Origin of the sequence: Pseudomonas sp. ANT_J28, assembly GCF_008370005.1 — a bacterium.
Lineage (GTDB): Bacteria > Pseudomonadota > Gammaproteobacteria > Pseudomonadales > Pseudomonadaceae > Aquipseudomonas > Aquipseudomonas frigoris.
The window spans coordinates 72,741-83,307 of sequence record NZ_VOBM01000026.1 but is presented as its reverse complement, the minus strand read 5'-3'; the positions used below and the strand labels follow the sequence as shown (position 1 = coordinate 83,307).

11 protein-coding genes are annotated in these 10,567 nt (G+C 59.4%); 2 read left to right on the top strand and 9 right to left on the bottom strand.

Features of this window, described 5'->3' with window-relative positions; all coding sequences use genetic code 11:
• Positions 1-110: 110 nt before the first annotated feature.
• The 9 genes from FQ187_RS19015 to FQ187_RS18975 all read right to left on the bottom strand — a co-directional run bounded on the left by FQ187_RS19015 (position 111) and on the right by FQ187_RS18975 (position 9,236).
• Positions 111-359: a fructose-bisphosphate aldolase gene (locus FQ187_RS19015; protein ID WP_149630660.1), complete on the bottom strand. Its 249-nt coding sequence runs from the start codon at positions 357-359 to the stop codon at positions 111-113.
• A gap of 569 nt (positions 360-928) precedes the next feature.
• On the bottom strand, positions 929-1,147 hold the full coding sequence (locus FQ187_RS19010; RefSeq protein WP_149630659.1) for a PLD nuclease N-terminal domain-containing protein: 219 nt from the start codon (positions 1,145-1,147) through the stop codon (positions 929-931).
• Positions 1,148-1,341: 194 nt separating this feature from the next.
• Positions 1,342-2,757: a cytosine permease gene (locus tag FQ187_RS19005; protein WP_149630658.1), complete on the bottom strand. Its 1,416-nt coding sequence runs from the start codon at positions 2,755-2,757 to the stop codon at positions 1,342-1,344.
• Between the two features lie 537 nt (positions 2,758-3,294).
• A complete protein-coding gene (gene argE / locus FQ187_RS19000) occupies positions 3,295-4,443 on the bottom strand; it encodes an acetylornithine deacetylase (RefSeq protein WP_149630657.1) in 1,149 nt (382 codons plus the stop codon).
• Entirely contained in the window at positions 4,440-5,117 is a 678-nt protein-coding gene (locus FQ187_RS18995) for a DUF1028 domain-containing protein (protein ID WP_129444950.1), read from the bottom strand. The genes argE and FQ187_RS18995 overlap by 4 nt, the downstream gene beginning before the upstream one ends.
• 164 nt (positions 5,118-5,281) lie before the next feature.
• Entirely contained in the window at positions 5,282-5,698 is a 417-nt protein-coding gene (locus FQ187_RS18990; protein WP_008027166.1) for a RidA family protein, read from the bottom strand.
• Positions 5,699-5,719: 21 nt separating this feature from the next.
• Complete coding sequence (locus tag FQ187_RS18985) at positions 5,720-7,030, bottom strand: NAD(P)/FAD-dependent oxidoreductase (RefSeq protein WP_149630656.1); 1,311 nt, start codon at positions 7,028-7,030, stop codon at positions 5,720-5,722.
• 160 nt (positions 7,031-7,190) lie between these two features.
• Positions 7,191-8,465, bottom strand: coding sequence for a flavohemoglobin expression-modulating QEGLA motif protein (locus FQ187_RS18980; RefSeq protein WP_149630655.1), 1,275 nt, complete (start codon positions 8,463-8,465; stop codon positions 7,191-7,193).
• A gap of 228 nt (positions 8,466-8,693) precedes the next feature.
• Positions 8,694-9,236, bottom strand: a complete 543-nt coding sequence (locus tag FQ187_RS18975) for a DinB family protein (RefSeq protein ID WP_129444947.1) — start codon at positions 9,234-9,236, stop codon at positions 8,694-8,696.
• Between the two features lie 152 nt (positions 9,237-9,388).
• Here FQ187_RS18975 and FQ187_RS18970 point away from each other — a divergent pair, with 152 nt between their 5' ends.
• Positions 9,389-9,868, top strand: coding sequence for a VOC family protein (locus FQ187_RS18970; RefSeq protein ID WP_149630654.1), 480 nt, complete (start codon positions 9,389-9,391; stop codon positions 9,866-9,868).
• A gap of 221 nt (positions 9,869-10,089) precedes the next feature.
• Positions 10,090-10,563 (top strand): GNAT family N-acetyltransferase, encoded by a 474-nt coding sequence (locus FQ187_RS18965; RefSeq protein WP_149630653.1) that lies wholly within the window; start codon positions 10,090-10,092, stop codon positions 10,561-10,563.
• Positions 10,564-10,567: the final 4 nt, after the last annotated feature.

Below are 10,567 nucleotides of genomic sequence, written 5' to 3'. Positions count from 1 at the left end.
CATCGTTGGGTTTTACAACAACGAACGGCTGCACTCGAAACTGGGATATCTGCCACCGACCGTTTACGAACGGGCGATGGCGTCAAAATCACCTATCGAGGTGTCCGGAATTAGTTGACCACTACATCCTGGACCAGGATCCGGGCGATGTTGGTGACGGTGTTGATGTCGTTTTCGGCGTAGTCGGGGAGGCTGGTGCAGGCCATGAGGTGCAGGTATTTGAGGACGGCGTTGAGTCGTTCGCTGACGCAGTTGTGGAGTTCGCGTAGTGGGGCGTCGCTGTCGATGAGCAGGACGGGGTAGTCGGTGGCGAATTGGGACATGGGGGTGAAGCGGCGGGGCGGGAGCGGAGCTTTCATGGTGTAAATCCTCACAAGAGAAGAATTGCCACCTTTTCTGCTGCGAAACAAATTGGGTGGCAGCTGTGTGCGGGTTCGCAGACCGGGGGATTTACACCAGTTCCGGCAGACCCGTAAGTCTCCCGCACACAACCGCCATAAAACACGATGCAGTCGAAGTCGGCTGCATCATGCCTGACAGTGCTTTGGTGTCAATCTCGAGGGCTGCGAAACCCTATCGCTAACTGCGGTCAGCGACGGGTCGAATATAGGCGTCCATTTTTGTGCTCACAACCGGGCTGTAGGACGGTTTGACGTTTGTTGTGATAAGGCTGAATGCCACTGTTTTCGGGCTTGTCGCGGTGATTCGGGCCGTGTGGAGTGCCTTGGGAAATGGGGGGCAGGTTTTGGGGCCGCTTCGCGACCCAACGGGGATAAATCCCCTCGCCACAAAGGGTAAATTCCTACGCGATTTTCGGACGTCAGGTTTATGAAAATCGACTGCTCAGAAACGACAAAGCCCCGAATCTTCGGGGCTTTGTTCTTTGAGATTGTGCAGTTCCAAAATTCTTACCGCACAGCATCCAACGTCATTGTCTGGCCTGCGGTGAATGCGGGTTGGGATCGGTGTGTTTCGGTCCCGCCATTGCCCACGCTATCAGCCCGAATAGCGGTACAAACACGATTACCACCATCCATACGAGTTTGTTGCTGGATTTGCCTTCGGCTTTTCGCACTTTGTTGATTGCCCATAACTCGATCAGCACAAGCATTGCGGCGAGTAGGATCCAGATGGTTTCGGTTTGCATTGGTCACCCTCCTGATAGTCATTCAGTTAGGTGGGTGGGTGTGAGCGGGGTTCAATAAATTTCGGGAGGTTGTGGTGATGGCGGGTAGAGCGAAAACAGGTTTGCTCGCGAAAGGTGTGACAGTCGACATGGATGTTGAATGTCATGGCCTCATCGCGAGCAAGCTCGCTCCCACAGGGGGATTGGGTTTTACCTTAAAGGCTGTTAACCAGTTTTCCGGTTGAGAGGCGGCGTTTGTAGGCGCTGTCGCGGTTGGCTAGCCAGTAGTAGAGCGGGGAGGTGATCAGCAGGCCCACCAACCACGACAAATCAGCCCCATTGATGTGCTCCGAAATCGGCCCGACATACAGCGGCGTGTTCATGAACGGAACCTGCACCACGATCCCGATCGCATACGCCAACAGCGCCTGCGGGTTGTATCGGCCATAGATCCCGCCATCGACCTTGAAGATCGAGTTGATGTCGTACTGACCTTTGTGAATCGCATAGAAGTCGATCAGGTTGATCGCGGTCCACGGCACCAGCACCACGAGCAGCACAAGCACCATGTCGACGAAGTGGCCGATGAAGTTGGCGGAGGCGCCGACGGCGGCGAAGCAGCAGGCGGCGAGGACGATGATTGAGAGGACGGCGCGGCTTTTGGCGGTGGGGATCCAGCGGTAGGCGAAGGTTTGGACCAGGGTGATCAGCGACAGTACGGCGCCGTAGAGGTTGAGGGCGTTGTGGCTGATGACGCTGAGCAGGAACAGCACGAGCATCAAGGGGCCGATGGAGCCGGTGGCGAGTTTGACGGCGTCCATGGTGTCCATGCCGACGGGTGTGGCGAGGACGGCGACGGCGCCGAAGATGAACGAGAGGCTGGAGCCGAGCACGGTGCCCAGATACGTGGTCCAGAACGTTGCGGCCACGGGCACGTTGGCGGGCAGGTAGCGCGAGTAGTCGGAGACGTAGGGCGCGAAGGCGATTTGCCAGAGTGCGGCGAGCGAGACGGTGGCGAGCCAGCCGGAGATGTTGAAACTGCCGCGCGTGAGGAAGTCGGCGGTCTGCACGTGGGTGAAGATATAGCCGAAGCCCAGCACGATGCCGGCGCCGAGCACCCAGGTGCCGATGCGGTTGAGTACGTGGATGAAGCGGTAGCCGATGATGCCAATGATGCCGGAACCAAGGGCGCCGATGACGATGCCGACCGGCACCGGCACGCTGTCGACCACGCCGTGCAGCGACTTGCCAGCGAGGACGATGTTGGAGGCGAAGAAGCCGATGTACATGATGCCGGCGATCAGCACCACCAGCAGTGCGCCGAGCGAGCCGAACTGGGCGCGGCTCTGGATCATTTGCGGAATGCCCATCTGCGGGCCTTGCGCCGAGTGCAGGGCCATCAGCACGCCGCCGACCAGGTGGCCGACGAGGATGGCGACGATGCCCCACACCAGATTCAGGTGGAACATTTGCACGCCGAGGGCGCCGGTGACGATGGGTAACGGCGCGATGTTGCCGCCGAACCAGAGGGTGAACAGGTCTCTGGTTTTTCCGTGGCGATCTTCGGGGGGCACGTAGCCGATGGTGTGTTTTTCGATAAGCGGGGCGGAGGTTGTTGCTGCGGTAACCATGACGGACTCCAAGGCAAAAGTGAGTACGTGGACGTACTTCGGTGAGCGCCGTATGGGGGCGACGCTTTTCTTGTTGGAGTTGATGATGTGCGGTGGGGAGTGAGAGATAAATTAGTAAGTTTGTGGGTATAAACGTTAAAAAATGTATGTCGGGTGGGGAGGGTGTGATGGCTGGTTTTACGGCGTCCGCGCGGGGGAAGACGGGGTTGAATGCCAGTCAGTGGATGGGCACAAAACCTGTGGGAGCGAGCTTGCTCGCGATGAGGGCCTGACAGTCAAAATTGATTTGGCTGACAGACCGCTATCGCGAGCAAGCTCGCTCCCACAGGAGGTTTTGGCTGTTCAAATTCCTTCGCGATTCAGGGCCTGCCGGATTGTTAAAACACCACGCAATGTGTAGCAGCTGGCGAAGCCTGCGTTCGGCTGCGAAGCAGTCGTAAACCCTGCGCCCGCGGTTTTTCTGAGGCACCGCGTTGTTGGATTTTGCGACTGCTTCGCAGCCGAACGCAGGCTTCGCCAGCTGCTACAGGGATTGGGTTAACAGATCGATAGCAGCATTCGTTGCAGCATGGCGTCGCAGGCGGTGAGTTGTTGGAGGCTGACGAATTCGTCGGGTTTATGGCCTTGATCCATGCTGCCGGGGCCGCACACCACTGTCGGAATTCCTGCGGCGTCGAATAGGCCGCCCTCGGTTCCGAAGGCCACGGTGCCAAATTCTCGAGAGCCTGAGAACGCAGCAATCAACTCAGCCGCTTCGCTGTGCGCATCGGTCACCAACCCGGGATACGCCGACAACTCGCTAAAGCGAATCTCGCTCTGTGCACTCACCGCCCGCATGCGCGGCAAAACCTGCTGTTCGGCATAGGCCTTCAGCTCCTGCGCAACGTCACTCGGATCATGCGAGGGCAGGGCGCGGATTTCGAAGTCGAAGCGGCAATCGGCGGGGACGATGTTCAAGGCCTTACCACCGGAAATCACGCCGGTTTGCACGGTGCTGAATGGCGGATCGAAACGCGCATCGTGATGCTCGGGCGCTTTGAGTCGGTTGCCAATCCGCCCCAGTTCACCGATCAGTTCGGCGGCGTACTCGATGGCATTGACTCCGAGTGGGGCGTACGCCGAATGGCACGCTTCACCGTGAATGTCGCAGCGCATCGCCAGTTTGCCTTTATGGCCCAGCACCGGTTTGAGCTCGGTCGGTTCGCCAATGATGCAGAGCATCGGTTTGACCGGGCGCTTTTCCAATTCCGACAGCAACGAACGCACACCGAGGCAGCCGACTTCCTCATCGTAGGACAGCGCGATGTGCACCGGCACCCGCAGCATGGCTTTCACCAGCGACGGGACCAGCGCGAGTACACAGGCGATGTAGCCTTTCATGTCCGCGGTGCCGCGACCGTACAACTTGCCGTCGCGCTCGGTGAGTTCGAACGGCGCAACGGTCCACGGCTGGCCGTCGACGGGCACCACGTCGGTGTGTCCCGACAGCACGATGCCCGGCCGGTCCGCCGGGCCAATGGTTGCGAACAAATTGGCCTTGCTGCGCGGCTCGTTGTAGACCAGCTCGCAAGGCACGTCGAAGCGTTCAAGGTAGTCGCGGACGAACTCGATGAGGTGCAGGTTTGATTCGCGGCTCGTGGTGTCGAAGGCCACCAACGTTTTCAGCAAATCGAGGCTGTTGCTCATCGATCGTCTCCGGCGACACCGTAGCGGGGGGATTTGTCGGGGGCCAGGGCGCGGTCGATGTAGTCCTGAACCTGTGGGCGATAGGCGTCCCACAATTTCTCAAGCTGGCCGATCGGGTCGTGATCCGCCCAGTCCACCCGCAGGTTGATGATCGGCCAGGTCAACTCGCCGACCACCACCACCGCCGCCGAATGCACCGGCCCGGCCTCGCCGCCCGCGGCGATGGCCGCTTTCATGGCCGCGAGCAAGCGGTCGGTCAGTTGACCTTCGCCATGCTCGAATGCCTCGACCATGGCCTCGATCACTGATCGATCCGCCAGCATGTTGCCGGCAGCGACGCATTGATCGCCGGACACGGCGTTGTGGTTGCCCAGGGTTTGCGAACCGCTGAAATGCGCGGTGCGGCCGAGATGGTCTATCGCCGTGATCTGGCGATATTGGCTGTAGCCGTTGCGGGTCAGGACCTTGTCCAACGCCTCGGCCGGTGTAAGGCCTTGTTCCATGAGGGCAAGGGCTTCCGGGCCGAGTGACGGTAGGGTGATGTTTTGCGTAGAGACGGCGCCGACACCCGGCAGCAGCCAGGGGCAACGTGCGCCGACGGCGATGCTTGAGGAACTGATCGCAATGCCGAACTGACCGGTTTCGGGGCAACGTGCTGCGATGGAGAAGGTCATGGTTTTGCTCCTTGTATTGCCTTGGCGAAATGGATGTCTGGGCGGGCCCCTTCGCGAGCAAGCCCGCTCCCACAGGGGATCTTCAGTGGCCACAGTTTTGTGTACGACGCAGATCTAGTGTGGGAGCGGGCTTGCTCGCGAAGGCCGCGCCTCGGTGTACCTGGTTACTCAGGAATCACCGCAATCACATCAATCTCCATCAACCACTGCGGCTGCCCCAGTGCCGACACCACCAACCCGGTCGAGATCGGAAACACGCCTTTGAGCCACTTGCCCACTTCCTGATACACCGGCTCGCGGTAACGCGGATCGATCAGGTAAGTGGTGGTTTTCACGATGTGGCTGAGGTCGCTGCCGGCCTCTTCCAGCAACTGCTTGACGTTGCGCATGGCTTGCTCGGTTTGCGCACGCGGGTCACCGAGGCCTACCAGGTTGCCTTCGAAGTCGGTACCGACCTGGCCGCGAACATACACGGTGTTGCCGGCCCGGACGGCCTGGCACAGGTCATTGTCCAGGCTCTGGTTCGGGTAGGTTTCCTTGGTGTTGAACATGCGAATACGGGTATGGGTTGGCGTGGACATTTGAAGCTCCTGAAGAAGAAATTAAGCACTGACCGTTGCTTTATGGTCGACCGGGACAGTTTCAGCCTCGCGTTGCGCCGCATCGTGGTAGTCGAGGTATGAACGCTGGATGGCGATGTGATCAGCCACGTACTTGGCGTCGTGCCAAACGCCCCAGATGAACGAAGACCCACGACGCGACTGCCACGGCAGGCCAAGGAAATACACGCCAGGCTCGCTCGACACGCCGCGCTGATGCGCCGGTTTGCCGTTGTCGTCGAAGGCATCAACCTTGAGCCAGCTGTAATCCGTGGCAAAACCGGTGGCCCAGATGATCGAGGTCACGCCGGCCTTGGTCAGGTCGAGTTCAAGGATCGGGTTAAACACACAGTCTGGATCGGGGAAGGTAATGCGCGCTTCAGGCTCTTCCGGCAGGTCCAGGCCATTGCGCTCGATGTAGGCGTCAGCCGCGTTGAGCAGCGCCAGATAGTTCTCGTCACCGCGCGCCAGGTTGTCGGCAAGGTTCGGTTGAAAAGTCGCTACGCCGCCGTTGAACGATTGGGTCAAACCCACCAGCGTCATGCCGCGATGGGCGAGACCACGGAAGTCCACCGTGCGGCCGCCATGCGCACCGCTCACAGCAATGGTGACGTGTTCCCGGCCGGGTTTCATGGCCGCCTGATCCCATTCGCCGAGCACACCCAACCACCAGCAGAAATCACGGTTGCGATAGGCGCGAGGAGGGCGGTCGTGTGCGCCCACCGAGAGGTAAACCTTCTTGCCGGCACGCTGCAGCTCATCAGCGATTTGCACGCCCGACGAACCAGCGCCGACGACCAGAACAGCGCCTTCGGGCAGTTGCGCCGGGTTGCGGTATTCGGCCGAGTGGATCTGCAGGAATGGCTGATCTTTCGGCGCAATCGGCGGGATAACCGGGCGCTGGAAAGGCCCGGTGGCAGCGACCACGCGGTTGGCTTCGATCACGCCGTCGGAGGTTTCAATGGTGAAGCCCGGGCGACCGACATTGCGCTTGACCTTCAGCACGTCCACGCCGGTGCGGATCGGGGCGTTGAATTTCTTGGCGTAGGCTTCGAAGTAGTCGGCAACCCGCTCTTTCGGGGCAAAGTCGTCGGGGCTGAGGTCGTCGAAATCGAGACCGGGAAAACGGTCGTGCCAGGCCGGACCGTTGGCCACCAGCGAATCCCAGCGCCCGGTGCGCCAGCGCTCGGCGATACGGTTGCGCTCCAGCACCAGGTGCGGCACGCCGAGTTTGCTCAGGTGTTCACTCATGGCCAAGCCAGCCTGACCGGCGCCAACAATCAGCGTATCTGTTTTTATTTTTTCAGTGGTCATCTCTATACCCTTCGAAGTTGGATTTAGGTCGGTAGCGGCCTGCCATTTCTTGGGGTCAAGACTAGGGATCACCCTGGTATCGGTAAAATATTATTAAGCTGGCATTTGAGTATAAATAACTGATGCAGAGCGTTTGGTTCGGTGGCTCTCCCTTTAAACGCTAGGCGCTGGCATCGGCTTCATGCTCGTCGGCGAAGGCCATGAGCACGTCCAGATCGAGTACATCCAGTTTGATTCGGGAAATAAAAGCGGAGAACGCCAGGTTGGCGGCGAGCAGACGCAGATCGGAGGCCCACGCCGGGACATGGACCGGTCCCTGGAGCCAGCCGGACTCGAAGAGCGGGGCCAGGCGAACGCTATCCCCCAGACTGAGGCGCCCGGCGAACAAATGGCCCACCAGTTCCGGCCGGTTGTCGCGGATCGCGATGCGCAACAGGGTATGCACGCCGAGCAAACCGGTCAGGTAGGCGGCATCCTTGGTGAACGCCGAACCGCCGCGCAGGTCGGCGCCGCGGAAAACCCGCAGGGTCGAGCGGAAGGACTCCTCTTGCGACTGACCGGCGGCGAGAAAGCCTTCGAATACCTGAATGAAGTCGGCGCCATCCAGCGCCTGCTGGACCGCGAGCACGCGCAGGGCGAGGCGGCGAAGGCGGTTAATGTCCATGCTACCGGTGAACAGCTCGGCCAGGGTGGCGATGCCCTCCTGGGTCTGGGTCGTGCGTGGTGCCCCCAGGCCCAGGCTTTTCAGGTTGGGTTGCAGGGCGCCGTTTTGTGCCGTGGCGACATGCACGAAGGCCTCATGCTGCAACAGCTGGTTCTTGTCCAGTTCCGAGAACAGCGCGCTGGCACGCAGGCGGATGCGACTGGCCCCGGCGATGGCCTTGGCGGCCAGGGTCGGATCGAGCACGACGGTGATCCGGCCCGGTCCGAAGAAGCGGTCCAGTTCCGGCTGCATCCAGGCGGCGAAGACCTCGGCCGGGATTTCTGCCGGGCACGGTGGAATCCGCGCACCGCCCAGAAGGGCGTCGGTGGTCTTGAGGAAGAATTGGGCCGCGTCCAGCATGCTCAATTTCTGGCTCGAGTAATAGAAGTCCGGGCGCCGGTACAGCGCTGACGAATACTGAGTAAAGGCGGGTGTACCGATGGCACCGAGCATATGCCCCGCCGTCGCATAGCTGCGCGCCGTCATGGCGAGGTGGCGCCCGGCCGGATGGCCCTCATCGCAGCGGCCGATAAAGGCTTCGAGGGCGGCGATATCGGCGCTGTGGTCGTGCGGGCGCAGCTCGACCTTGGGCAGTTCTGCCTGCCCGGCGCGCCAACGTGCCAGGAATACTTCCTCGACCCCATCCGGCCAGGCCAGGGCATCCAGCACGCGGATCTTGCGGGCCAGACCGGGCAGGGCGGCATCGAGCTCGGACAGGGGAGTGGCACTCACAGACATCACCTTGGGAGACGAGGTTCGTCGCAAAAGTTTAGTCGTTGTCGATGCATCCCGTTGTGAGAGGTCACGCCTGAGCTGTATCTATTGGAGTGAAAAGGCTCTCTGGTCAGGTATCGATTCACTGGAAGCTCTGGAGCTGCGAACTCTCGACGATGGACGGCTTGCGACAGAAGACCAGGCCAAAAGTCTGCCCAATGATCAGGTGCCTGGTGACGAGTTTTTTTATACGCAGGATTGGGATGGAATGAGAAAGACTAAATCTGTATCAACTATGTCAATACCAGCCTGTGAAAGCAGCGTAGTAACCTGGCCACGGTGATGGGTTTGATGGTTGAAAAAATGCATGACCAGGCTGTAAAAATCCTTATCGGACACTACACCTTTCATGCTGGCGTAATGGAGAGTGTGGTCCAGATCGGACTCTGTAATAGAGTGAGCCCATTCGACAATTATCTGATCGAGTCTCTCTCGATGCACTGAGAGCTCTGGAATAGTAGAGAACAACAATTGGTCGAGGCTTTTCGGATCGCAAAGTTGCCTCACCGGCTCCAGTGCCGAGTGGTCCGCTGGATGCTTGGCGAATCGCTTTAGCCACACAGTGTCTCCGATCGCCACGTGGTTTAGCGTCCCGAGAATAGATTTGAAGAACGCTTTTCTATCGGCTGAGAGCTCATCATCGGACAAGCAACTGGTTGCCCCATAGATCTTTGCGTTCATCCATTTGTTATAGGTCGCCATCAGGCAGATGTGTTCGGTGCGGCTCATGTGTTCATCCTTTGAGTATGTGTTCGCACTATCCATGCGAGGCCGGGATGTTATCGCCTCCAATGCGGAGCAGCTACTGAAGAGTAGCCAAATCCGTGCCACTGAATGCGCTGCTAAAATGCACGAACCCATTCCGATTCTGGAGAACCAAGATGATCAGCAAAAACACGATTTGTCTGTGGTACGACGGCACCGCGTTGGATGCAGCGACGTTCTACGCCGAAACGTTTCCCGACAGCGCTGTGGGAGCTGTCCTTCGCGCGCCCGGCGACTATCCGGCAGGCAAGCAGGGCGATGTCCTGACAGTCGAGTTCACGGTGATGGCCATCCCTTGTCTCGGACTGAACGGGGGCTCGGCGATCAAGCACAACGAGGCTTTTTCGTTCCAGGTTGCGACCGACGACCAAGCCGAAACGGACCGCTTGTGGAATGCGATTGTCGGAAATGGCGGCCAGGAAAACGTCTGCGGCTGGTGCCAGGACAAGTGGGGATTGTCATGGCAGATCACACCACGCGTTCTGACCGCCGCGATAACCAATCCTGATCAAGCAGCGGCCAAGCGCGCGTTCGACGCCATGATGGAGATGGGAAAGATCGACATCGCTGCGATTGAAGCGGCTGTTAAGGGTTGACCAACGCTGCTTGGGGCCGGGCGATTGACAGCCCACGTCTCCAACAACACTATCTGCCCATGACTTACACATCCCGCATGTACATGATGTATTCCTCCATGACCGCTTCCGGCGGGCCATGAGGTCATGCGTGCTTGGAACCTGACGTATTCACCAAGGCCCCGCCAGAAATGGACGGGGCTTTTTAGTTCTCCGTCCGCTGATGGCTAACGGAGATTGAAGTGTTAGAGATCAAACGAGCCCATCAAGGCGATTGCCGGGCGGCATTCGACATTCGCCGTCACGCGATACGGCATCAGTGCATCGGCGCCTATACCCCGCAGCAAATGGACGTCTGGACGGCAGGGGCCGCTGAGGACGGATATTGCGACCTGATGGAAAAACACTTTTATCTGGGGTGTATTCAGGGAGAACCTGTGGCGACAGGCATGCTTGATCTGGAGAGGCGTGAAATCGGCGCGATCTTTGTCCTGCCTGGTTTTATGCAGCAGGGCATTGGCAAGCGCATTCTGGATTACCTTGAGTGCCTGGCGCGGGATCTGGGGCTGGAGGAAGTTCAACTGGACGCTACGTTGAACGCCGCTCACTTCTACCGGCAATGCGGTTTCGTCGGTGAGCAGACGGCCATTTACCATTCGCCCTCCGGTCTGCAACTCGCTTGCATTCCGATGGTGAAGGGGCTGTTGCGTTCTTGAGCGG